The organism is Paenibacillus lentus, from assembly GCF_003931855.1.
Lineage (GTDB): Bacteria > Bacillota > Bacilli > Paenibacillales > Paenibacillaceae > Fontibacillus > Fontibacillus lentus.
The window spans coordinates 4,754,803-4,779,474 of the sequence record NZ_CP034248.1 but is presented as its reverse complement, the minus strand read 5'-3'; the positions used below and the strand labels follow the sequence as shown (position 1 = coordinate 4,779,474).

Here is a 24,672-nt window from a genome sequence, read left to right as displayed (position 1 = left end):
AAGGAGAGTGATAGAGAGAAAGTCGAAGAGGATACACAACTAGCAAATATTCTAAAAAGGGGAAGATGGTAAGCTCATATGCATACATATAAAACTGATTTTATCAATAATGATAGTACATAATGCAAGGGAAGTGCTTCGAAGTGCAGATTAATTTGCTACCAAATCATTCTAAGAAAAGTCAGCATACCTTTAATCCTGATCGCTTACTAGGTGTCTCGGGGCTAGGTGGATGGTTGATTGTAGTACAGTTCGGACTGCTTACGTCATTAGTAGGGCTATTTATACAAATGCCAGAGTTTTATGCCAGCGTATTTGATAGCGAATACTGGCGTGCGCTTACCTCCAAGTCATCCGAGCTGTATCATCCTTTGTGGGGGATTACGATTGTTTTTGAAACGTTGTATAACACCTTCTTTATCGGGTTGCTGATATGGAGTATATTTATGTTTTATCGAAAAAAATCGATAGTACCCCGCTTATTGGTTATTCTGTATAGTTCTCAATTCATCTCTACGATCATTGACTTTGTACTGATCTATCAAAACCCGATAGCGGCACAAATGGATGATGGCTTATTATTTATGCATTTGTTCAGATCCGCGGTTTCATTTGCCATCTGGGTACCTTATTTTTTGAAATCTAAACGCGTGAGGAATACGTTTGTCAGGTAGAGGCTTATTTGCATAATAGAACGACCCGACCAGAGCATGTTAGTGCAAAGGCCAGGTCGTTATTCGTGAATTAACCGTTCACGCCATGGTGATGTGGAGTAATTGAGGTGGTTTCGACAGGAACTATAATACTAAGAAACGTTAACGCCATAGCAACTGAAATAATCATTTTTTTCATTGGATAACACTCCTTTTATAATAGTTTTGAATTGGTTCTGCTGCTCCTCTGAAGCGAATGCGCGATATTCTTCAAACAAAGCCATTACAACTTTAAGCTCGTTATCAGCTTCCATATTCGAAGAGAAGGATAGAAATTCTAAGATGTAATTTAATGCAATCGAGTATTTATTCTGTTTAAAATAATAAACCACCAACTGGTAGAGCAGCTTGGTATAGTATACGCGATTGCCCATATCTTCATAACTGGAGAAATCGTCAAACTGTTGTGAAAACTCATTCAGAATGTGGTTCACATCCCAATGATGATGATTTGCAGCCTCTGTAATTACAATTAGCCCAGGAAGTAATTCCTCCCCGTTTTCCCGAATAAAATGTACATACTCATCAAGCACTTCTTTTTTTCCAGATAGTAAGTCTACAGCAAACAAATTAGCTTTAGCAAAAAAGCGAAACCTTTCAACCTCTTCGATCCCTTCATCGTCTAAGCCGTTGAACCACCCCATTTCCGCATATTTAATGATATATTCTCTGGCCTGGTCAAACAGTCGCTTTTCCTGGTAAACAATTGCCTTCCCTAGGTAGCTGTAAGCATAATAAAAAACCAGAGGCCTCTTTGTCTGTAATGTGAAATTCATTCCATCTGCCGATCGTTGAAGCTGTTCCTGATAGAGATTATGTGCTAAATCGTTCATGTAATCGGCCACTTGCTCGGCTTCATCCCATTTATTCTGCCTGTAATGCATCCGAAACAATTCAAAAGCTTTATCCAGCTTATGATGATCGGATAATAAATAAATGCCTTTCAAGAATAACGCCTCCAAGAGTCAAATGATTTAGTTTCTATAAATGTTAATATATTGAAAATATAAGCATTATTCGTCAAGTGGTCAATTATTTATAGATAATGTTAGAAATTTGACACAAATTAATAAAATTTGTCGGATTACGGAAATTGAATACTATTCAAAAGTCGTGAATTCTAAATTGGGATTGTGGCTTTTTTCTCATCAAATGATGTTACTCATTTTCCGTGAAAAAGTCCTTATGCCTATGCCGTGAAAAGCCTGGCAGGACCAAGGAAATGCTAATGAAAATAATAGTAATCCCCCTTCGGATTATATGATATATTTTACAATAATTAAGACTCATTCCAGTTAGAGTAAAGGACATGGCAGGCTGAGTCGGTGCTTGAAATCGAAAGTGGAAACTGTGAAGGAAAGGATGGCTGGCGTGAGGAGATTTTTTTATCAGCTATACATTATTGGGTTAATCTCGGCCCTATTGTTAACAGGCTGTAATTCCAGCAAACGGGTAACGGATACGGAAGATAGTGGGCCGCTTTCGTTAAATGACCAAGTGGTTCTTCAACTGCAAGATGAAGCAATTGCGAAATTATACGCCGCCTTGGCAGAGGGTGGGGAACAATGCACTGCTTCTCTAGCGGAGAGGTTGGCTGATCCGGAGGAGTATTATTATTACTTCTGCGGTGATTTAGATTCGAGGGAGAAGTTAACCGCCTATTTCAGGACAAGTTATACGGAAGCTGTGGTCAGTGAAATGCTGGATACCTATCCGATCAAAGTTATTAACGACAAGCTTGCTTTCTTGCCTTATGAAGTGGGTTCCATGCTTGAATGGGAAGAGGCTAAGGTGATTGAGATTACGGATTTTGAGGAAAAAAGTGAAATCACGTTCGAGGTGCCTGATGTCGATGGAGAGACCGAAGTTATAAAAGTAGACGCCGTATATGAGGACATAGATGGTAAGTGGAAGTTGGATACCGTCCCGTGGGAGTACATATAGATGGCTAGAAGCCATCACATTCGATTGAAAGGAAGCTATGGATGAGTAGTATTAAGGTTGATCCTAAAAAAGTAGATGAATTATCTGCGCAAACGAAACGATTCGGTGAATTCGTGGAAAGAGAGGAGCGGAAGGTCAATCAATCCATTTCCCAGCTTGTCCGCGATACGCAGAAACAGTACCCGGAGCTGTACGGTAGGAGTGAGCTGAATGAGATAGAGCGCCTTTTAAAGGAGATTCGGAAGCAAGCAGAAGCCATTTCGGTGGGGCTTCGGGATAAGGCGAGGGTGCTAACCGAGGCGGCGGCACGCTATCGAAAAGATGAGGAAACCGCAAAAACCAGTACGAAAAAGAAGTATGAGTTTGTATCCCCATCTACGTATTATTCGACAAATGGCCGGCTTTCTGGAGAAGGTCTGACCAGCTATTTGGAGGATGCGTTATTTCAAGATCCCGAGGTTCAGAAGCTGCATCAGCTTGCCCTCCATGGCACGGAGGAAGAGAAGAAGGAGGCCAAGGAGAGGATTGATGCGATCTTTAAAGCGAGAAACACCATTGCCCGTGCCCAGGTCGCTTATTCTGTATATAAGGCGTTTAGAAATACATATTTGATGCAGCAAGCACATAAAGAAGCGATGAAGCAGCGGGAGATTTTGAAGGGTTATGACATTGACGAGGAGCTCTACGGCGCGGATGTCAACATAAGTGAATACTTTAAAGGAAGTGCGCTGGAGGCGTGCTCGTACGATCCTTCGATGCAGATCGTGAAGGATGGCAAGTTTGTGCCGATCCTCATGCCGGAAGACAACCAGTACCAATACTTGCTTGGCTTGGTTCTGAAGGGTGGGGCTCAAGGAGCCTGGGCCCAGAAGCAAGTGGACGAAATACATAAGCAGCTAGGTGAGATTGGCCGCGCCTAAGTCGCCTGGCATGAGTACAAGGCCAAAGGCATGACAAAAGAAATGGACGGCGCCCACACTTATGCGGAGAAGGTTCGCGAGATTCTGAAGGACAAGTATGCCTTGTCCTCGGCGATGGTCGACGGCGTAGGCTATATGCATTTGTGGGCGGGAGCGGGGCCTGCGGGGAATTATTTGAGGGTGTCGGAGACAGTGAATGTAGTAACTAAGCCACCGGAAAATCTTGATCTATCTAAATTGACAGAGACCAATGTAAAAATCAAAAATATAAAAGGAAAGACCCAAAAGATCAAGGCTATATACGAGCGTAATCAATGGCTTGTTCCGCATATAACTCGGGACACATCCAATAAAGCAGTTATGAACTCACTAGAGAAGTTTCAAAAGCACTATGCAAAAAACAAACAAAAATACGAGACAGTTTCCCAAAAAACGGGTGTTCCTCCAGAGCTGATTGCGGCTATACATTGGAGAGAAAGCTCGGGTGATTTTAGTAGGTATCTACATAACGGGGATCCGCTTGGCAAAAAAACCGTAAATGTCCCCAAGGGTATCTTTTTCACAGATTGGGAAGAGGCGGCAATTCATGCGCTGAACCAAAAGAAATACATTCGTGATGTGGTAGGCATAGACAGCACTTCCAAGGATGTCGCTAAAATGATGACATTTGCTGAGTATTATAACGGTCTCGGCTACATTAATCATAAGGTTAACAGCGTATATGTATTTAGCGGTTCAAATATTCCACTGGAAGGAAAGTACTATAAAGACGGTGTTTTTACCTATGGACCTGTGGTGGATAAAAACCCGGGGGTTGCGGTCATGTTGTTGTCTATCATAGATATACCTAAGCAAGAGAGTCCACAAGCGATTCCTTCCGTTCCCCTTGCAAACCCGGGCTCGACTAATATATCAAAGAAGGGAACTGAAGGGGCAAGAGAAGAGGTGCTCGAACTGGCCAAACAATTCGAAGGTAAAGTACCCTACTATATGGACGGAAACCGGCCAAAGTATATGGATCCCAAGTCACCTCCTAAAGCCATGGACTGCTCAGATTTTACGTCGGCTATTTATCGAACGATCCTGCGTGATCTGGATGTATGCGAAAACATAGACATTGGCGCTAATACACGTACTCAAATTAATTCTGGACAAGAAGTGTGGACTGCTGGAAAAAAAGATGCCGGAAGCTTCGATACTTCTAACTTGAAGAAAGGGGATTTAATCCTATTTACTTCGCCCAATTCATCTCAGGTAGGTCATGTAGGAATCTATTTGGGGAATGGGCAGTTTATTCACGAAAGTGGATCAAATTCTAAAGGAGGAAATGTGAAAATATCTGAACTTAAGGGGTATTGGCTAAAAACTCAAAAACCCATTTCGGTACGTCGAATTATTGCAGATGACGGAAGTGTCTACGGTCAAAATGGTAAAAAGGTGGGAACTATCAAGTGAAACGAAAAATATTATTCTGGACGTTGATTTCATTAAGTGTCATTATGTTAACGGCTTGCGGAGGGAAAGCACGGAAGTCAGGAGGGACTGAGATAACACCAACTGCTAATAGTGATACTAGGGCTAAATTCGATGCTGCATATGATTTGAAAAACCAGGACTTCTACGAGCGCTTTATTCATTATATGGGAATGGATAAAGCATCTCTAATCGATACGCTTCAGCAGGATTTTCAAGAAGCTCCTGTAGAGGGAGCGGACGATGCAGGGGCAGCATGGCTCAAGCTGGAGAAGGCTGGACTGGTATTTCATTTGACGGAGGAGGAGGGAGTTCCCGTTAGTCATGTGGATATTGCCGAAATTAGCCCGATTCACTTCGGCGAGGTTAAGGCCGGAATGTCATTTACGGAGATTATGCGACGAGCTGGAGAAACGATGATTATGGCCACACCTTCCTACCAAGAAGAAGAGAAGGAATTCGACCTGATCTATCCAGTGAAAGGGGCAAGCGTAATCTTTTCATCCGAACAGGTTTTTGAGGAATCAGCCAAGATGATGGTGAGCTCTTGGGGGTATTATGACGAAGAGCCTACATTATTTAGTGCAACGGAGATACGTTCCTATTACGGGGCTTTTAAGCTTCCGGAAAACTGGGTAGGACATATCTCTTTAGAGCATAGCGTGGAAATGCAGCTTATTTCATTTTTGGGTCAAAAGGGGGCTTATCCCCTGGTTCAAATCGAATATTCCCACCCAAGCGATGAGCAGAGCCGGTCAGACGATGCTCAGGTTGTGTTTGAAAATGAGGATGTATTGATTATCGCCAAACTAATGCCTAACGAACCGGCTGACAAGAAAGAGGCGGAACAATATCGTGTTATGAGGTCTGAGGTGGATAAGATGTTGGATACTTTTAAATGGGAATCACAAGCGACTGATGTTGAGAACACGCCCTCTACGGCTTGTCAAGCCGTAGATATCACGGAAGTAGGGGAAGTTGATGCTGCTTTTGAAACTTATTTGTTAGAGCGTGACGAAGATAACTCCGAGGCGGGAATCGACGAAGCTTATGCGGAATTAGGGCAATGTTACACGGATAAGCTGGACGGCTTCTTAGCGAAAAATAACTCATTGAAGGATCTAGCAAACGAATTGAGAACAAGCATTTCAGATGTCAACTCTTATTGGTTCGAGCTGCATTATTATGCGGATGGAGGAGGAACCATGTGGTCGCATCTGTCTGGCAGACAAGGCAGCACGATTGATGCGGCTATTTACGGTTATCTAAGGCAGCAGGGTTCCGAGAAGGGGCAGATCTCTAAAAACACAGAATTTAAAAAGCTATTACAGCAGCTATCCGAGTATCGTGATTATTATCGCCAGAACTCCGTTCAGGCATTGAACGAAGATGATCAGACGCAAGTAGATGCAGCAAAGGAGCAATTGGTTGAATCCTATGATGAGCTGATCGTTGTAATGAGTCAGTTAGCACCGAATCGCGCAGCGGTTGATTTGTTGGAGTATTTGAGCAGTTATCATGCGGGTGAATGAGTATTAACTAGGATCGAGTAAGTAATGGAGAGTTGTACACTTAGCCTTAACAAGCCGTCTTGTTAAAATAGAATTACTTATAAAGCTCATAAGGTAATGAGACTTACGATATTGGTTTCAGTGACATTTAAATAAAACAACATCAATAGATGTACCTACACCGCATGTTCATGAAAGTATCAATCCAGGCGGAGCTAGACCACCGTTTTTTTATGAAATTTCAAAATGGAGATAAGAAATGGAAATAATAAAGTGGCTACAAGAATGGGTTGCAGAAAGTTGTGATGTTAATTGGGAACATTCAGAAGGTGTTAAAATTTTCACTCTTGATAATCCTGGCTGGAAGGTTGATATTACCTTGGAAGGAACTATTGCAGAGGGAAAACAATTTACTCCTATTAAAATTGAACGTAGTGAAATGGATTGGATACATTGTAATGTTCAAGACAGAACTTTCAGAGGATTTTGTGGTATTGATAACCTGAATGAGCTATTGCTTATTTTTAAGGAATGGATAGAATCCTAGATATTTTTAAGAAGGAGACTGCAATTTTATAATGCGGTCTCCTTTTTTTGGTGGGCTTTCAGACTTCAAATAAAATATTATTCAACTGATAATAATGACTCTATAGAATTTTTGTGACACTTAAATACTTCAAAGTTCTATTGAAGTAGATGGTAAAAATTCAATTATCAGTTCTATATGTGGTAGAATTTGCTTGGACTGATGTTGATAGACATGCAGAACTGCTATACGGTTTCGTTGGCGAACCGATTAATAAAATGAATCGGTTCGTACCCAAACGATTTGGCCACCTTCTGGAAACAGATTGCTCTAATGTAAAAGGCCAATTTCCTACTGGAAAAAACGGCAGGTCTCCATACTTTAGAAACCTGCCTAACCTATATATATCCCTTAAAAGCAGTCCCCAAACCCTACTCTATCCACTGAACCACTTGCTCCGCGTTACGTCTTGTTTTCTCGCGTGGTTCGTTGAGACGATAGCCGAAGGCGACCATGCAGGCGATTCCAAAATGATCGAGATCCAGGATACCTTCTTCGGCTAGGATACGCTCGACTTCAACTTTGTCGAAACCCTCAATGGGACAGGAGTCGATCCCAATTTGGGCCGCGGCTGTCATCATATTACCGAGGGCCAGATACGTCTGACGGGCTCCCCACTCGAACATGGCTCGTTCATTTTCCTGCAACTTGAAATCGGATTTCAAAAATTTATCGTAGAACTTGGTTTTCATGTCGATGACTTGTGGAGGCAACTGCTGCACGTTTTTCATCATCTCTTGAATATATTCGGAATCTGCGGTCATATCCTTAGGTTGTCTGGACAGAATGAGGACGAAATGGCTGGCTGTAGGAAGCTGTTTTTGTGCTCCCCAGGTGTATGGGAGAAGCTTCTCACGGATTTTCGGATTTTGCAGGACAACAAATTGCCAAGGCTCAAATCCAAATGAACTGGGCGATAAGCGTCCCGTTTCCAGAATGAATTGAAAATCTTCAGCACTGATTTTTTTAATGTGATCGAATTCCTTTGTTGCATGTCTGAACTGATAGGCAGATAGAATCTCTTTTTTGCTTTTGGTTAAAGTATCCATGGGCCCCTCTCCTTTTTTATCTAAGTATTGGTTTGAATGACACGATTTGACTAAGCTTCGTGCATAAGATTATATTAGTGCATAACACATTAATTTAGAAGTACGCACATTAATGTAATGTAGTATACAAAATGATACCTAGGAGTGTGAAGCGGATGCGTGACCGGAAAGGCGGATTTGGAAATGATCCTGAGAGAGATAAACAGGCATGTCCTGTGGAATATACGCTTGATGTGATTGGAGGGAAGTGGAAAGGGGTTTTAATCTATCATCTAATGGGCGGCACGAAGCGATTCAACGAGTTTCGCAAAATTTGCCCGGGCATTACTCAGCGGATGCTGACCTTGCAATTAAGAGAGTTGGAAAAAGACGGCGTCGTCCATCGTGAGGTATACCACCAGGTGCCGCCAAAGGTTGAATACTCCTTGACCGAATTTGGTAGAACGCTCATTCCTATTATTAATCTGATGAAGGATTGGGGAAAAGAGTATAGGGACAAACAACTCGAAGTTCAAAAATACTCAGAGGATTAAGATACACTGGGTGGTTGATTCCACGCTATAATTGTAGTGTTGAATAGGGATAGCAACCTTTTTAACAAAATACTGTCGAATAAAGGGAGCTTATGACTCTTTGTGGTATAATATGTATCGGCATACATAATTATTGATGTGCTAATATTTTTTGATGGGAGTAGAAGAATGAACGGGAGTAAAAGTGTTATGCCGATGTTAGCAGCGCTGCTTGCTGCAATTATTGGCGGTGCCATCTGGGCACTGATTGTGGTGTTAACGGAGTATGAGGTAGGGATTGTAGCATGGGCAATTGGAGGACTGGCCGCATTTGCAGTATCTTTTTTTGCGAAGAAGATTACTCCGGTTCACCAGGTATTGGCTGTTGTTGCGAGTTTGTTAGGTATTCTGCTTGGCAAATACTTTATCTACAGCTACTTATTGATCGGTGAAGCGGCAGGGATTATGGCCATGTTCCATATCGAGGTTATCCGCATGTTTCCGCAGTTTATCTCCGCTCTGTTCGGTGGGATGGATATCATCTTTGTATTACTAGCCATAGTGACGGCATGGCAGCTGCCCGTGAAATTGGCAAGTAATCGCAGTGAGGCAGAGGAAGGCGTGTCGACAGAATAATCAACGAGTACATACATACATACATACATACATACATCATCGTGAGGTGTTCCGCCAAGTAATTTTGGTGGGACACCTCTTTATTATGGCCAACAAAGTTTGTTATTGATTTATTGCTAATAAAATATAATAAATTGTAGATATATTTTTACAGATAATGTATAATTGAGGGTGTGCTTGCCACTTGTGATGAAATGCATCCAGCACCGTTTGCTAGTCCTAGATGTTAGCAGCTCCATCGCAAAAATACGCACAACAACTATTTTCTTGGAAAGGGGGAATGAAGTAACGCCATTAAGGTAAGCGCTTACTTAAAGTGTTAGTCAGTCATGCATGAAATAAGATGATCACCTGGTTTCAACTTGCTCGTCATCCAAACTATGAATTGGAGGGTTCTATTAATGAGTAGAAAACTGTTGAAATCTTTTGCCACGATGCTCCTTGCCGTGACCATCATCGCAGCGTCTGCCCTTGTTCCGAGCGGGAAAGCCTCCGCAGCAGCTACGCCCGTCAAAGGGTTCTATGTGAGCGGAACTACGCTTTATGATGCTACGGACGAGCCTTTTGTGATGCGAGGGGTCAACCATGCCCACACTTGGTACAAGAACGATTTAGCTGCTGCCATTCCGGCTATTGCCGCAACAGGCTCCAACACCGTTAGAATTGTACTGTCGGATGGGGGGCAGTGGACAAGGGACGATGTTGCTTCCGTCGAGAATATCATCGCCTTATGTGATCAATACAATCTCATTACCATGCTTGAAGTGCATGATGCGACAGGCTCGGATTCGGCTTCCACGCTGAATCGTGCGGTTGACTATTGGATCAGCATTAAAGATGCGTTAATTGGAAAAGAAGATCGCGTTATCGTCAATATTGCGAATGAGTGGTTTGGCTCCTGGAGCTCAGAGGGATGGGCTAGCGGTTATCAGGCGGCGATCCCGGCTCTGCGCAATGCGGGCATTAAGAATACGCTTGTTGTGGACGCGGCAGGCTGGGGACAATATCCGAACTCTATTTTTGAAAAGGGCTTGGCTGTTGCGAGCACGGATCCGCTGAACAATATGATCTTCTCCATCCATATGTATGAATACGCGGGTGGGGATGCAGCGACAGTGAAGAGCAATATCGACAATGCCCTAGCCTTAAATATCCCCGTCATCATTGGCGAATTCGGTCATAAGCATTCCAGTGGAGATGTGGATGAAGCTACGATTCTTAGCTATACTCAGCAAAAAGGCGTAGGCTGGCTTGCCTGGTCCTGGTATGGCAACAGCGGAGGCGTCGAGTATTTGGATCTGGCGACAGGCCCGGCCGGAAGTCTGACAGATTGGGGGGAAACGGTTGTCAACAGTACTTATGGTACACTGGCCACCTCCCAGCTGAGCGGAATTTACACGACCCCGGGCTACCAGCCTGTTCCGGATAATGGAGGAGGAAACTCTCCGGGTCCAATTGCGCCCGAGGCTCCAACGGGATTAACAGCTACAGCGGGTAACGCTCAAGCGTTACTAAGCTGGAATGCATCCTCGGGAGCAACGAGTTATACCGTAAAAAGAGCAACCGTCAACGGCGGGCCCTACACGACGGTAGCGAGCAATACTATAGCTACCAACTATACGGATACGGGGTTAATGAACGGGCACTACGTATTATTATGTAGTAAGCGCGGTGAACAGTGCGGGGGCAAGCGCTAATTCTGCTCAGGCAAGCGTCACTCCGCAGCAGGGCACTCCAGCGCCAACGGGTTCACTCGTATTGCAATATCGTACTGGCGATACGAACGCGACCGACAATCAAATCAAACCGCATTTTAACATAAAAAATACCGGAACCAGCGCCTTCAACTTAAGCGACTTGAAAATTCGCTACTATTTTACGAAAGATGGCGCCGACAGTATGAACGCTTGGGTCGATTGGGCCCAGCTCGGCACTAGTAGTGTTCAAACAACCTTCGGCAGCGTAACGGGTACGAATGCGGACACCTATGTCGAAATCAGTTTCTCGGCAGCAGCAGGTTCCATTCCGGCAGGCGGCCAGACCGGAGACATTCAGCTGCGGCTGTCCAAATCCGACTGGTCGAATCTCGATGAGAACAATGACTATTCTTTCGATGCCACTAAGACCTCGTATACCGACTGGAGCAAAGTAACGCTGTACAACAACGGAACTCTAGTCTGGGGTATCGAGCCTTAATTTGGATAAATAGTCTATTACACTTTAAGAATTTATATGGGGTTGCTGTCGGAAAGCCGTATGAGGGAAAACCTCACGTACGATTTGATGAGGAGGGGCTGGGTTCCGCCCAGCCTTTCACTCTAGAGGAGCGATTGTTATCCATGTTTAAACAGGGCTGTCCACTCAACTAATCATGTTTTTGTTCCCAGAAGAACGAAATGTAAACAAATTTCAATAGTTCAATTTAGACAAATGGATTTATGGCACTTAATATCTCTGGCGAGGACAGATTGTAGATTTAAATGGATTTCATGTCATGAAAAGAAGGGAAATTGCCCATTATGAGATAATGCTTGATTTTAGGTACATTGAATCCATCTAATCCGCTGAAATATTCGTTATGAGCATAATTAGATGCAGGGATTCAGACTGTTGAAAAAGCCCCTATCTAGATCACATTACCGCGTTAATTTGGTATAATATAGGTAATATATTGAAAGTGTGGTGTGCGAATTGCCTAACATTCAACAAGATAGAAATCAAATTGAATTGGTTAGTATAGATATGCTTGTACCAAAAGATCATTTACTACGAATCATTGATGAAAACGTAGATTTTTCATTTATTACGGAGATGACTCGCCCCTACTATCACGGCACATTAGGGAGGCCTCCAATTCACCCGATTCGCCTTTTCAAAATGATGCTGATTGGTTATTTGTATGGCATTCACTCCGAAAGGCAATTAGAGCAAGAAATTAAAACGGACGTAGCCTACCGCTGGTTCCTCGGTCTAGGCTTAACGGATCCTGTGCCGGATCACTCGACGATTAGTTACAACCGTAATGTGCGATTCAAAGGATCTACCATTTTTCAAGACATTTTTGACGAAGTAGTCCGTTTGGCCATCCGTCATAACATGGTAGGGGGACGTGTTCTCATTACTGATTCAACGCACATCCAAGCTAACGCGAATAAAAATCGTTCATCGATGCAAGTTGTGACGGAAACGCCCCTTGAATATTTAAAAGAATTGGAGACAGCTGTTAATCAAGAACGAGAGCGTCATGGAAAAAAGCCGCTGCCGCCCGTGAAAAACGAAACGATTGAAAAAAAACTGCGAGTGAGTAACACCGATCCAGAAAGTGGCTTTATGAAGCGTAAAGGCAAACCCGAAGGGTTTTATTATTTGGATCATCGTACAGTCGATCACAAATTCAATCTCATTACGGATGTCCATGTTACCCCTGGAAATGTGAATGACTCAACCGTTTATATAGAAAGACTTCAAAGACAGATCGATACATTTGACTTTCACAATACGTTAGAAGCTGTTGCTTTGGATTCAGGATATATGACGCCCTACATATGCAAAAAAACAAGCGAGATGGGTGTTTTCAGTGTCATCGCTACTCGTAATGCCCCTACAGCAGAGGGGACTATACCCAAAGAAGAGTTTTCCTATGACCCGCAACAAGACGCTTATATATGTCCCAATGGATCTAAGCTGACTTACCACACAACTAATCGCAATGGATACAAAGAATATATGTCCAACCCTGACTTATGTGGCCAATGCCCATTATTGGATAGCTGTACATCAAGCAAAAATCGTAAACGTAAAATTCAGCGGCATGTTTGGGAAGGGTTTAAAGAGCGAGTAGAAGCGAATTACCGTAGCTCTTCAGGACAGATCTTGTATAAGCTCCGTTGTAAAACAGTTGAGCGAAGCTTCGCGGATGCCAAAGTGCTCCATGGGCTTCGCATTTCCCGTTTGCGTGGCCGGGAAAAAGTGCAGGAACAAGCACTGATGACTGCCATAGTGCAGAACATTAAGAAAATAGCAAGGCACCTAGCCAAGCTTTTTTCTCGTACAAACGGGAACTCACCTTATATTTTAATCCTTTCGATTCTGGATTTCCGTGGAAAGTATGTTTTCTTGCATAGAAAATCAATTACTTCAACAGTCTGAGGGATTCCATGTAGTACACGATAGCCTGGTACACGTATCTTAGTGTAGACCTTAGCAAACGCGCAATAGCACCCCAAACACGCAATAGCACCAGCAGCAAACAGCAGCAAGCCATCAGCATCAGCAGCAACAGAGATCGTAGAAGCATTATGCGTACTTGCCCACTTTCCCCACATCATTTTAATAGCCCAGTGCATCTTAATCAACCAGCTAAATAAATAACAAATTTACGATAAATACTGGGGGATTGTTATTAGTTTCAGACCAGAGGATAATGGAAAATCCAACCGTATAATACCAAACAAATAGCAGCTCCCTATCCATTTTGAAAGCGCTTTAAAAAAATCTTGTCAAAACAAAAATGCCTTGCTATAATGGTCTTGAAAAGCTTTTCAAAAAAGGAAGTAGACAAAGATGAAACCTACTATTCGGGATGTTGCCAAGATGGCAGGAGTATCCATCAGCACTGTGTCCCGGGTTATGAACGCACCGGACACGGTGGTTGAGAGTAAACGGAGTCGCGTTCTTGCAGCGATTGAGGAGCTGCAATATCAGCCGAACTCTTTCGCGCGAGGTCTGATTTACAAGAAGTCTTTTACATTGGGCCTGTTTATCCCTGATATCGAGAACATATATTATTCTGGGATCATCCGGGGAGTGCAGGATGCTTGCATCAAACTTGGTTACAGTCTAATGATTTGTAATACAGATCGAGATAAGGATCGCTTGCTGGCATATATCGATGCGTTTCATGAGAAGCAGGTGGATGGAATCGTTTTTGCTAGTGATATGATTTTTCCAGAGTACTATGAGAAGTTGTCTGGAAGCCGGATTCCGTTTGTACTCGTCTCGTCTCACTCTTATCAATATGATATTCCGAGCGTAGAGATTGATGATAAGGCAGCGGCTTATGATGCGGTGAAATACTTAATTGAGCTAGGCCATACAGAGATCGGGATGATTGGTTTTAACCATGAGAATTCCATAGCTGGCCCGCCTCGTTATGAAGGTTTTGTGCAGGCCCTTACCGAGTGCGGTCTGGAGCATACGATCAAGAGGGTCAAGTATGCGAGTCATCGCTTTGAGCATGCCTATGATGCAGCCGATGAGCTGTTCAGCGAGTACCCTGAAATCACAGCGATATTCTGTGTAGCCGACGAGTTCGCCATGGGGACGATATCTTATTTGAATGATCGAAATATCAGCGTTCCGGATCAAGTATCTGTCATAGGTTTTGACAACCTGCGGGTATCCGACATGTATATTCCGAAGCTGACGACGATTGCGCAGCCGACCTATGATTTAGGTTATCGTGCGGCGGAGAAGGTACATGAGCTGGTTACGACGGGAAGCGTTGATGTTCTTCGGGAGAAAATGGATCATGAGCTTATTGTCAGACAATCGTGCAGGGAAAAGTAAGTTTTAACTTATTTTTCTGTCGAATCTGAAAAGCTTTTCAATCCTTGGACAACGTAAAAATTAGAAGGTGTAATCAGTAAAATGTAAACGCATACACCTTTGTTCTACAAGAAATGATTTAGCTAGCAAAGGAATATTCAGGCTTTTAAGGGGGTGATCCTGGAAGAGAAGTCTGGTAGAAAGCAAGAAGCAGGCCAGGAAATAAAATCAAGAAACTAGGCAAGACCCTTGAACAGGGACGCGAGATTAAAAAAACTAAAGGGGATGTTCATGAGATGAAGAACGCTGTAGGACGCAAAATGCCATTGCTTCTAGTACTGTTGCTATCTTTGACGATGGTACTCAGCGCCTGTGGAGGAGGCAATACGGCGAAGAATGAGCCGCCTGCGAATAATCAGACAGACAGCAACAATCAGGGAGCGGCGGATGAAGGCAGTAATGAGAATCTATCTCCACTGGAGCTTGCGCTAAAAGGCGAATATAAAGGGACGAAGGTCACGATGTTTGGCCCGTTTGTGGATGCTGACCAAGTGAAATTTGAGAACAGCATTAAGGAGTTCGAGGAGAAAACCGGTATCGACATTCAATATGAAGGCTCCAAAGAATTCGAAGCGACGATCAACATCCGTGTAGACGGCGGAAATGCTCCGGATATCGCTGACTTCCCGCAGCCAGGTCTGCTGGCTTCTATTGCAAAGACGGGTAAAGTCATCGACTTGACCAACATTCTTGACCAGGATAAATTGAAGGCGAACTATAACCAAAGCTGGCTTGACATGGGGACGATGGAAGGCAAAGACGGAAAAATCTTGGCCGGGATCTGGAACCGCAGCAATGTGAAAAGCCTGGTTTGGTATCCGAAGAAACAGTTTGAGGAAGCAGGCTATGAAATTCCTGAGACCTGGGATGAGTTGATGGCATTGACTGAGCAAATCGCAAAAGACGGCGATCCTGCATGGTCCATTGGTATCGAAAGTGGTGCAGCCACGGGTTGGACGGCGACAGACTGGGTTGAAGATATTATGCTTCGTACAACATCCCCAGAGAACTACGACAAATGGGTGAGCGGTGAGCTTCCGTTCACTTCTCCTGAAGTGAAGCGTGCCGTGGAAATCATGTCTGATATCTGGCTGAATAAAGATTATGTATACGGCGGGACGAAATCGATCGTAACAACAGCTTTTGGTGATGCTCCGGCTCCAATGTTCACGGATCCGCCAAAAGCCTGGTTCCACCGTCAAGGTAACTTCATTACCAGCTTCTTCCCAGAAACGGTTAAGGTGGATGAAGACTACGACTGGTTCTACCTACCATCTATTGATGAAGAATACGGTAAGCCAGTACTCGTAGCGGGCGACATTTACGCGATGTTCAATGATCGTCCGGAAGTTCGTGCAGTTATGGAATTCTTCACGACGGGCGAATCGATCAAGACTTGGGTTCAATCCGGCGGTGTAATCGCGCCAATGAACGATGCATCCCTTGACTGGTACAGCTCCGAGTCCGACCGCCGCATGGCGAAGCTCGTGCAGGATGCATCGACGCTCCGCTTCGACGGATCTGACCTGATGCCGGGCAAGGTAGGTGCAGGCACGTTCTGGAAGGGCATGACCGACTATGTGAGCGGAACGGCAACTTTGGATGAAGCATTGAAGCAAATTCAGTCCGGCTGGGATAACTAATATCATCTCTATTAACACGGTATGAACAGGAAAGAGGGGCACTGTGGTTCAAAGGGTAGCTGCTCCTCTTTTCCTGTCTTATCAACTTTTGATCACGAAGTAATTCAAGGTGCTAATCGGCATCGAATCTTGCAATCACCCTTGAAGAGCATATGCTTCCGTAGTATGTTTCCTTCTGAAACATTGTAGGTGCTCATGTAGGCTTCTCCTACACTCCGCTCCTCTTAAAAGTTTTGCAAAGCAAAACTCACATCGGAAGCAAAGGCAACAGGGTTCGTGCAACCTAAAACGTTTTGAAAAAACGTGCATCGAAAGCTTAGGCTTCGGTGCTGAAAAGTTGATTTTTTGATCACGAAGTAATTCAAGGCTTTACGAAGATAGTTTTGCCCCGCAAAACGAGCGCATGCTTACGAAGACAGTTTTGCTCCGCAAAACTTATAGGAGGAGCTATTATGAGTGCACAAGCAAAACCAACAATTAGCATGAAAGCCGTGCTCTTATCCTTGCTTGTACTAATAATTAATATCGGCGTACACGGTTTGATATTCTTGTTTTTCCGCGATTCGACGCTTAATCCGCTGCTCACGGCCATATTCGCTGTGCTGTGGGGAGTCGTCGGCGTCTATCAAATCTACTATTCGTTTAACTGGGCGGTGGAGCAGTACCCGGAGCATATCCGCCGGAAAATTCTGCCCTTCGTCTTCGTCGGTCCGGCAACGCTTGTCCTGGGATGGCTGCTGATTCTGCCCGCATTGCGGACGCTTTACCTAAGCTTCTTCAATGCCTCCTCGGATAAGTTCGTCGGTCTGGCCAACTATGCGGCCATCTTTACCGACCGTCTGCTCGCGACGGCATTGCGCAATAACCTGCTGTGGGTATTCGTCGGAACACTGGCCTGCGTGAGCTTGGGTCTGCTGATTGCCATTCTGGCCGATCGCAGCAGCTACGAGAAGATCGCCAAGTCGATCATCTTCATGCCGATGGCAATTTCTTTTGTTGCCGCTGGTGTTATTTGGAAGTTCGTGTATTATTATCAGCCTGGCGACGAGCAAATCGGGATTTTGAACGCAATTGTTACGTTCTTTGGCGGTGAACCGCAGGCCTGGACAAGTATGCTCCAGCCATGGAATAACTTTTTCCTGATCATTATACTCATTTGGATGCAAACGGGATTTGCGATGGTTATTTTCTCCGCTGCGATCAAGGGCGTCCCCGAGGATATTTTGGAGGCGGCGCGCGTGGACGGCGCGGGTGAAGTGAAGATTTTCTTCGGCATTATGATTCCATACATCTCTACTACCATTTTGACGGTCACCACGACCATTATTGTATTCACTTTGAAAATATTTGACGTCGTCATGGTGATGACGGGAGGTCAATACGATACAGAGGTTGTCGCGACACAGTTCTATCGGCAGTTTTTCATGTACCGCAACTTTGGTTACGGCTCCACGCTGGCTATCGTGCTGCTGATCGCGGTCTTGCCTGTCATCATTATCAATTTGCGCCAGTTCCGCAAGCAGGGGGGATTCTAAATGGTCGGCCGTAAAAAAAGAAAAGGAAGCAAGACGTTAGTCAATGTCGTGCTAGGTATTATTTGCTTTATCTGGCTGCTCCCGACGCTGGGTCTGTTCATCTCCTCGTTTAGACCTGCGGCGGATATTCTGCAGACCGGCTGGTGGAAGGTGTTCCCTCATCAGGAATGGAAGACCGGAGAAACTCTGCAGCTGTCTAAAGATGTCGATTTGCGCGAGCCAATCGAAGTGAACGGCAAAACCTATACCGATGACCAACTGAGGGCAGGCGTTGCAGAGGGTGAGAATCGTCTCATATGGGAAAACCGGAGAGCCCGCACGATCAATTTGCAGGAGCGCGGCTGGGAAGTGAAGCCCGATTTCACACTGGACAACTACAAAAATGTCCTCTCCGGGAAGGAATATAAGCTGAAGCTGGGGGATGGCAGTGAAACGGTGCAAAAAGGAACCGGCTTGTCCCAGGCTTTCTGGAATACGCTGACGATTGCTGTACCGGCAACAATCATTCCGGTGCTGATCGCTTCGTTTGCGGCATATGCCTTTGCTTGGCTGCGGTTCCCGGGCCGAAAAACATTATTTGCGATCATTATCTCCATGCTCGTCATTCCGATTCAAGTCGCGCTGATTCCGATTTTGAAGGATTACACAGCACTTGGACTGAACGGCAGCTATCTGGGCATTTGGCTGGCACATACCGCATTCGGCCTGCCGCTCGTGACGTACTTCATGTATAACTTCATCAGTCAATTGCCGAAGGATTTGTTCGAGTCAGCATTTATTGACGGCGCAAGCCATTTTACGATATTCAGCCGATTAATCCTGCCGCTGTCCGTACCGGCCTTGGCATCGATTGCCATCTTCCAGTTCCTGTGGGTATGGAACGATTATCTGGTATCGCTGATCTTCATCGGCAACCAGCCGAATGTGCAGGTCATGTCCATGAAGATTGCCGATCTTGTCGGCTCGCGGGGGAATGACTGGCATTTGCTGACCTCGGCTGCATTTATCTCGATGCTGATGCCGCTGACGATTTTCTTCCTGTTGCAGAAATATTTTGTCAAAGGGCTAATGGGCGGATCGGTCAAGGGTTAAGCACTGGCAACAATTAAACAATCAACAGAGAACTGGAGGGGCCTGGCAGAGATGAAAATGAAACCATACGTACATCCGAAGGCACTGTATCCTTATGAGGAGTGGTGTGTTACCGAAGAGTCCTATGACGAAGAGAACAATCAAAGAAATGAGAGTATCTTCGCTTTAGGCAATGGATATATCGGTATGCGGGGCAACTTTGAGGAAGGATATTATGGCAAGAGGGGAAAATCGGTTGTCGGCAACTATTTGAACGGCTTCTATGACTCCGAGCCGATTATCTATCCCGAGGGGGCCTACGGGTATCCAACGCGCAATCAGTCAATGCTCAATGTGCCGAACGCACAAATCGTCGAGCTGAGAGTCGAAGGTCATCCGTTTCATTTCCACGCGGGCAAGGTCCATCGCTCTAAGCGGCAATTGAATATGCAAAAGGGGATCTTGGAACGCGAGATCGAATGGGAGTCGCCAGCGGGGCATCTTGTAATGATCCGCATCCAGCGGATGGTCGCTTTGCAGCACAAGCATTTGGCTGCCATTCATTATGAGGTGACTGCGCTGAACTTTGAAGGCGATGTCGCGCTGATTTCAGCAATGGACGGCAAAATCGCCGAGCCAGAGGCAACGGACGATCCTCGACTCGGCGGAGCTCGTGCCGAACCGAATTTGCTGTTGGAGGAGACCGGCCATGAGAAGTCAATCTTATGGATGCGGCATCGTACTCGGTATACAAGGTTTGCCCTGCTCACCGGGATCAGTCATTCCATCGATACTCCTTGGGGTTATGAAATGTCCGTCCAGCAGAACGAGCAACGGACGCTGGCTAAGTATAAGCTGCAGCTCAAGAGTGGTGAGACTGTCCGATTGACGAAATACATCGCGTATCACACAACCCGGGATTATGCCGAGGAGGAACTGGTCAGCCGCAGCAGTGAAGTGCTGCGAAATGCGGGCGACAGCGGTTTTGAGCTGCTGGCCGAGGAGCAGCGCGACTATTTGAAACAATTCTGGCAGCGAGCCGATGTGGAGATTAACGGAGATTTAGCCATGCAGCAGGGAATCCGCTTCAATGCCTTTGCTCTGCTACAATCGGTAGGGCGTGACGGTGTCACGAACATCGGAGCGAAGGGCCTTACCGGCGAGGGCTATGAAGGCCACTATTTCTGGGATACGGAAATGTATATATTGCCGTTTTTTACGTATACACAGCCTGAAATCAGCAGAGCGCTACTGGAATTTCGCTATAACACGTTGGATAAAGCGCGGGAACGCGCAGCCGTTATGTCGCAGAAGGGCGCGCTCTATCCTTGGCGTACGATCGACGGTGCCGAGAACTCGGCCTACTTCCCAGCGGGAACGGCCCAGGCGCATATTAACGCGGATATCGCTTATGGGATTAGACAGTATGTGCAGGCGACGGGGGATACGGAATTCCTCGTGACGAAGGGGGCAGAGATTCTGTTCGAGACTTCTCGCTTTTGGGTCGATCTCGGTCATTACAACCCGGCGCGTGGAGGGGCGTTCTGCATCGATGCGGTAACCGGCCCCGACGAATATACGGCGATCGTCAACAACAACGCCTACACGAACCTGATGGTCCAGGAGCAATTGATCTATGCTTACGAGACAGCAGCGATGCTGCGTGAGCAGTATCCGCAGCACTATGAACAGCTGTGCCAAAAGCTTGAGCTCACGGAGGATGAGATCGAAGGATGGCTGGATGCAGCGGAGAGGATGTTCATTCCGTTTGATGAAGAACTGGGCATTTATGCGCAGGATGATACGTTTTTAACGAAGAAGAAATGGGATTTCGAAAATACCCCCGACGATAAATATCCATTGCTGCTGCACTTCCATCCGTTAGTGATTTATCGCCACCAAGTGCTGAAGCAGGCAGATTTTGTTCTGGCGTTGTTCCTGCTGGGAGATCGATTCTCTTTGGCGGACAAAATCCGTAATTTCAACTATTATGAACCGCTAACGACGCACGACTCATCGTTATCCACCTGTATTCACAGCATTATTTCCGCTGAAATCGGAGATTTGGCGAGTGCATATTCTTATTTTGACCGCACGGTTCGGATGGATCTCGACGACGTGAACCGTAACGCCAAGGATGGCCTCCATACGGCTGCTATGGCGGGTTCCTGGATGTCCATCGTCAACGGCTTTGGCGGCATGCGCGCCTATGACGGAGTACTTAGCTTTAATCCGAGGCTGCCAGAGCAGTGGGATAGCTATCGTTTTAAGGTGATGAGCCATGGGCAGCTTGTCGACGTTTTCGTCCATCGCGAAGCCGTTGTGTATACACTGCTTGAGGGCAGTGGCACGGAGGGCTTGGAGATCAGGCATAAAGGGCATACGGTGAACTTAGTGCCGGGTGAACCAGTGACCATTCCCTTCGTGAAAAAATTGGAGGCTGTCATTTTCGACCTTGACGGCGTTATTACGGATACGGCGGAGTATCACTATCTCGCCTGGAAGGAGCTAGCCGAAGAGCTTGGCCTTCCGTTCGACCGTGTCAAGAACGAACGTTTGAAGGGCGTAAGTCGGATGGAGTCGCTGGAAATCGTGCTCGAGGATAGCGAGCGGAGCTATACCGCCGAAGAGAAGGCGGGGCTGGCGGAGCGGAAGAACGAGAGCTACAAGCGGATGATCGAGCGTATCACGCCAGCCGATCTACTGCCCGGCATCCGCGATCTGCTCGTCAGCCTGCAAGAGCAGGGGATCGCGGTCGGGCTTGCATCGGCCAGCCACAATGCGCCGTTTATCCTGGAGCGGCTGGGAGCCAGCTCCTGGTTTCAGGCGGTGGCTGACCCTGGCAGTGTCCGCAAGGGTAAGCCGGATCCGGAAATATTTCTGCAGGCGGCAGAAATGCTTGGTGCAGATCCAGCGAACTGCATCGGTGTCGAGGATGCCGAGGCAGGCGTCGCAGCGATTCAGGCTGCTGGCATGAAGGCCGTCGGCATCGGGAGCGCCGCTCAACTCGGCGCTGCCGACCTGCTGCTTGCCTCAACGGCCGAACTAAGCCCGGACATGCTACTGAATCTGATGGGGTAGTACGTAGAGATCAACAAGGTTTAATCTGACGTACGATTCCGAGCCTCGCTCTCTCTTTACCTTTTGATGAAGAGGGAGTGGGCTTTTTTTTGAGATAAGAAAGTATACACTAGAACTGCGAGGGGCACCACTTTAAACCATAAGATAAAAGCGCATTTTTTTCATGAATCGTAGCAATCCATTATATTTAAGGAGTGAAGACCAAAGGCGAGAAATGGATATTACGCAAATGTCTCGCCCAGCTTCTAATTTAGAAAGAATGCGTTATATTCAAACATCAGCATGCATCGAAGAAGCCACGTTCAGAAATTGAGAAGGTGCTGCTAATGCGCAGCATTCGTAATCGCTTCTTAAAGAGCCTTGAATAGGGTGAAATTGAAATCAAAAGTGAGAGGGAATGGATTTTATCTTGAGCTGACACACATCACCGTCCTGACTAGGCGGTTTTATTGCAATTCCTTCGAAACTATTATATGGTGAAAAAGTACTATATATACTTTCGAGGTGACTAGAAATCCATGTTGACTATCTATGATTTTAACGTGCTTAAGACCAATGGTGAACGGTTTCCTTTATACGAATTCGAGGGCAGCCCAGTCTTGATTATGAATACGGCGAGTAAATGTAAGTTTACACCCCAGTTCGATGATATGCAGAAGCTATATGAGCAATATCAAGCGGATGGTTTAAAGGTAATCGGCTTTCCCTGCAATCAATTTGCCGAGCAAGAGCCGGGGACGAACGCGGAAGCAGAGTCTTTTTGCCAAATTAATTACGGCGTGAAATTCCCGATCTTTGCTAAGGTGGACGTGAACGGGGAGCAGGCACATCCGTTGTTTGATTATTTAAAGAAGGCGGCACCGTTTCAGGGCTTTGACGAGAGTGACATCAATGCCAAACTGCTGAAAATGATGGTATCCGAAAAAGCGCCCGAATGGCTAGTTGGCGATGCGATCAAGTGGAACTTTACTAAATTTCTCGTCGATCAGCAGGGCCGTGTCGTCCGTCGTTTTGAGCCTACCGATTCCATCGACAGCATTAAATCCAGCATTCAGGAATTATTGCAATAGCATAGGCTAGGCGAACCGGCAATCACCGGCAATTAGCCTAGAAGAATAGGTCTCCTGGCGAGTAGCAGCAGTACAATAATCCCGTCTCTATTGAAGAGGCGGAGATTATTATTTTTCCAGGGCGCGGTATGGACACATGAATGTAAGTCGTAATGGAAAATTTCAGCGAAAAGCCTCAGCGGAAAGCCCGACGGAAATTTTTCTAAAAGAAAGCGACTGCTCCGGAAGCATAAACTTGCGGGCGCCTTTGTAACCGGATTTCTGCCTCTTATGGAAGGTATATCATTCGAAAACTCTAGGACCAGTAGTAGTCGATAGAAGTAGTTTCCGTACTGGCTCATATTTCTTTTAATAGTTTAACTTATATAAATGGATTAATAGTAATTAGATTCGACGGTGATAAGAAAGTGCAGATTTAAATGGATTTCATGTCGTTAGAAGAAGAGAGATTGCCAATCATGCTCTAGTTTTTAATTTTAGGTGCATGAAATCCATCTAATCCCCCGAAACATGCGTTTTAATCATATTTAAAGACATGAATTCCATTCCCTCGTACTGAGGGACTATCCACGAAAGCTCAATCCATCGCAGTATTTTACTTTCGTTAGAGAATAGACTTGCTCCAGCTTGCCCCATCCACTTCGTTCGCCCATTCAATTGCCCATTTCAATCGCCCGCCTTATGTAGCAATAAAGGGAGTCTTATGAATGTATTGTCGATCCAGCACCTCGTCGATAATGAAGCTTGCAATGTCCTGGTTTGAAATTTTAATACCGGGCATATCTGTGAGATTTACTTTGACGTTGCCTCTTTCCTCGCTCTCAACAACAAATGGCAGCCGAATCAGTGTCCATTCAATATTACAGTATTGCTCCAGAATGGCTGCTTCTTTCTGTTTATCTTTGATCATATTAGGGAAGAAGACCTTGAATAGCCATGCCCCAAGTTTATTCTGCAAACTTTTTCGATCCCCCTCCAAAGTCAGTGAGCCTCCGGTGACCCCGATATATCTACTGATCTCCAGCTCGTTCATCACTTCTAGAACCAGGCTTGTTACAAAACTATATAATGGAGTATCTCCAGCCGGTTGACCAAAAGCGTTGATCACGATGTGGCAATCCTGAAGCAGCTGTCTAAGGTCAGAGATATTGTCGGCATGTCCCTTTATTACTTCGATTCTATTATCTTGATTGACCAGCCTGTCGGGATTTCTTACAAGCATGCGAACCCGATAACCTTGCCGCAGCGCTGCAGCAGCGACATAACGTCCTACTTTGCCAGTTCCACCTATGATTGCTACAATCTCATTATTATTCATAAT

The 24,672-nt window shown here is 45.5% G+C and carries 17 protein-coding genes and 3 pseudogenes; 17 read left to right on the top strand and 3 right to left on the bottom strand.

Annotated features, from left to right (window positions below; translation table 11 throughout):
• Positions 1-143 precede the first annotated feature (143 nt).
• Entirely contained in the window at positions 144-674 is a 531-nt protein-coding gene (locus EIM92_RS21645) for a DUF2569 domain-containing protein (protein WP_164515175.1), read from the top strand.
• A 131-nt stretch (positions 675-805) separates the two neighbouring features.
• On the opposite strand, the gene EIM92_RS21640 is transcribed toward EIM92_RS21645, so the two are convergent.
• Positions 806-1,546, bottom strand: coding sequence for a DNA-binding protein (locus tag EIM92_RS21640; protein ID WP_246021109.1), 741 nt, complete (start codon positions 1,544-1,546; stop codon positions 806-808).
• A 538-nt stretch (positions 1,547-2,084) separates the two neighbouring features.
• Between EIM92_RS21640 and EIM92_RS21635 the strand changes: the two genes are divergently transcribed.
• The 5 genes from EIM92_RS21635 (at position 2,085) to EIM92_RS21615 (ending at position 7,108) form a co-directional block, all read left to right on the top strand.
• Positions 2,085-2,657, top strand: coding sequence for a DL-endopeptidase inhibitor IseA family protein (locus tag EIM92_RS21635; RefSeq protein ID WP_164515174.1), 573 nt, complete (start codon positions 2,085-2,087; stop codon positions 2,655-2,657).
• 41 nt (positions 2,658-2,698) lie between these two features.
• Positions 2,699-3,577: a hypothetical protein gene (locus tag EIM92_RS21630; protein ID WP_125084610.1), complete on the top strand. Its 879-nt coding sequence runs from the start codon at positions 2,699-2,701 to the stop codon at positions 3,575-3,577.
• A 192-nt stretch (positions 3,578-3,769) separates the two neighbouring features.
• Positions 3,770-5,032: a C40 family peptidase gene (locus tag EIM92_RS21625; protein ID WP_164515173.1), complete on the top strand. Its 1,263-nt coding sequence runs from the start codon at positions 3,770-3,772 to the stop codon at positions 5,030-5,032.
• A complete protein-coding gene (locus tag EIM92_RS21620; protein ID WP_125084608.1) occupies positions 5,029-6,582 on the top strand; it encodes a hypothetical protein in 1,554 nt (517 codons plus the stop codon). Before EIM92_RS21625 ends, EIM92_RS21620 begins: the two co-directional genes overlap by 4 nt.
• Before the next feature lie 238 nt (positions 6,583-6,820).
• Complete coding sequence (locus tag EIM92_RS21615) at positions 6,821-7,108, top strand: immunity 53 family protein (protein ID WP_125084607.1); 288 nt, start codon at positions 6,821-6,823, stop codon at positions 7,106-7,108.
• 410 nt (positions 7,109-7,518) lie between these two features.
• Here EIM92_RS21615 and EIM92_RS21610 read toward each other — a convergent pair whose 3' ends face one another.
• Positions 7,519-8,196, bottom strand: a complete 678-nt coding sequence (locus tag EIM92_RS21610; protein WP_125084606.1) for an NAD(P)H-dependent oxidoreductase — start codon at positions 8,194-8,196, stop codon at positions 7,519-7,521.
• Between the two features lie 155 nt (positions 8,197-8,351).
• Here EIM92_RS21610 and EIM92_RS21605 point away from each other — a divergent pair, with 155 nt between their 5' ends.
• The 11 genes and pseudogenes from EIM92_RS21605 (at position 8,352) to EIM92_RS21560 (ending at position 23,351) form a co-directional block, all read left to right on the top strand.
• On the top strand, positions 8,352-8,729 hold the full coding sequence (locus EIM92_RS21605; protein ID WP_125084605.1) for a winged helix-turn-helix transcriptional regulator: 378 nt from the start codon (positions 8,352-8,354) through the stop codon (positions 8,727-8,729).
• Positions 8,730-8,897: 168 nt separating this feature from the next.
• On the top strand, positions 8,898-9,344 hold the full coding sequence (locus EIM92_RS21600) for a hypothetical protein (protein WP_125084604.1): 447 nt from the start codon (positions 8,898-8,900) through the stop codon (positions 9,342-9,344).
• 380 nt (positions 9,345-9,724) lie between these two features.
• A pseudogene (locus tag EIM92_RS24400) lies at positions 9,725-10,558 on the top strand (glycoside hydrolase family 5 protein); the annotation flags it as partial.
• Positions 10,559-10,786: 228 nt separating this feature from the next.
• Positions 10,787-11,540: pseudogene (locus EIM92_RS24395) on the top strand (cellulose binding domain-containing protein); the annotation flags it as partial.
• A 486-nt stretch (positions 11,541-12,026) separates the two neighbouring features.
• Positions 12,027-13,382: pseudogene (locus EIM92_RS21590) on the top strand (IS1182 family transposase); the annotation flags it as partial.
• 525 nt (positions 13,383-13,907) lie between these two features.
• Positions 13,908-14,912, top strand: a complete 1,005-nt coding sequence (locus tag EIM92_RS21585; protein WP_125084603.1) for a LacI family DNA-binding transcriptional regulator — start codon at positions 13,908-13,910, stop codon at positions 14,910-14,912.
• A 275-nt stretch (positions 14,913-15,187) separates the two neighbouring features.
• Positions 15,188-16,594: an ABC transporter substrate-binding protein gene (locus EIM92_RS21580; RefSeq protein ID WP_125084602.1), complete on the top strand. Its 1,407-nt coding sequence runs from the start codon at positions 15,188-15,190 to the stop codon at positions 16,592-16,594.
• A gap of 452 nt (positions 16,595-17,046) precedes the next feature.
• Positions 17,047-18,129 carry a carbohydrate ABC transporter permease gene (locus EIM92_RS21575; protein ID WP_125084601.1) on the top strand — a complete coding sequence of 361 codons (1,083 nt, stop codon included), beginning with the start codon at positions 17,047-17,049 and terminating at the stop codon, positions 18,127-18,129.
• Complete coding sequence (locus EIM92_RS21570; RefSeq protein WP_125084600.1) at positions 18,130-19,221, top strand: carbohydrate ABC transporter permease; 1,092 nt, start codon at positions 18,130-18,132, stop codon at positions 19,219-19,221.
• A 51-nt stretch (positions 19,222-19,272) separates the two neighbouring features.
• Positions 19,273-22,281 (top strand): beta-phosphoglucomutase, encoded by a 3,009-nt coding sequence (pgmB, locus tag EIM92_RS21565; protein WP_125084599.1) that lies wholly within the window; start codon positions 19,273-19,275, stop codon positions 22,279-22,281.
• A 518-nt stretch (positions 22,282-22,799) separates the two neighbouring features.
• Positions 22,800-23,351 carry a glutathione peroxidase gene (locus EIM92_RS21560; protein ID WP_281279643.1) on the top strand — a complete coding sequence of 184 codons (552 nt, stop codon included), beginning with the start codon at positions 22,800-22,802 and terminating at the stop codon, positions 23,349-23,351.
• A gap of 679 nt (positions 23,352-24,030) precedes the next feature.
• On the opposite strand, the gene EIM92_RS21555 is transcribed toward EIM92_RS21560, so the two are convergent.
• Entirely contained in the window at positions 24,031-24,669 is a 639-nt protein-coding gene (locus tag EIM92_RS21555) for an NAD(P)-dependent oxidoreductase (protein WP_125084598.1), read from the bottom strand.
• Positions 24,670-24,672: the final 3 nt, after the last annotated feature.

Bases quoted from the DNA above. Each gene is read 5' to 3' on its own strand.
- EIM92_RS21640 (WP_246021109.1), bottom strand. From the start codon at position 1,546: ATGAACGATTTAGCACATAATCTCTATCAGGAACAGCTTCAACGATCG.
- EIM92_RS21630 (WP_125084610.1), top strand. From the start codon at position 2,699: ATGAGTAGTATTAAGGTTGATCCTAAAAAAGTAGATGAATTATCTGCG.
- EIM92_RS21615 (WP_125084607.1), top strand. From the start codon at position 6,821: ATGGAAATAATAAAGTGGCTACAAGAATGGGTTGCAGAAAGTTGTGAT.
- EIM92_RS21610 (WP_125084606.1), bottom strand. From the start codon at position 8,196: ATGGATACTTTAACCAAAAGCAAAAAAGAGATTCTATCTGCCTATCAG.
- EIM92_RS21605 (WP_125084605.1), top strand. From the start codon at position 8,352: ATGCGTGACCGGAAAGGCGGATTTGGAAATGATCCTGAGAGAGATAAA.
- EIM92_RS21600 (WP_125084604.1), top strand. From the start codon at position 8,898: ATGAACGGGAGTAAAAGTGTTATGCCGATGTTAGCAGCGCTGCTTGCT.
- EIM92_RS21585 (WP_125084603.1), top strand. From the start codon at position 13,908: ATGAAACCTACTATTCGGGATGTTGCCAAGATGGCAGGAGTATCCATC.
- EIM92_RS21580 (WP_125084602.1), top strand. From the start codon at position 15,188: ATGAAGAACGCTGTAGGACGCAAAATGCCATTGCTTCTAGTACTGTTG.
- EIM92_RS21575 (WP_125084601.1), top strand. From the start codon at position 17,047: ATGAGTGCACAAGCAAAACCAACAATTAGCATGAAAGCCGTGCTCTTA.
- EIM92_RS21570 (WP_125084600.1), top strand. From the start codon at position 18,130: ATGGTCGGCCGTAAAAAAAGAAAAGGAAGCAAGACGTTAGTCAATGTC.
- pgmB (WP_125084599.1), top strand. From the start codon at position 19,273: ATGAAAATGAAACCATACGTACATCCGAAGGCACTGTATCCTTATGAG.
- EIM92_RS21560 (WP_281279643.1), top strand. From the start codon at position 22,800: ATGTTGACTATCTATGATTTTAACGTGCTTAAGACCAATGGTGAACGG.
- EIM92_RS21555 (WP_125084598.1), bottom strand. From the start codon at position 24,669: ATGAATAATAATGAGATTGTAGCAATCATAGGTGGAACTGGCAAAGTA.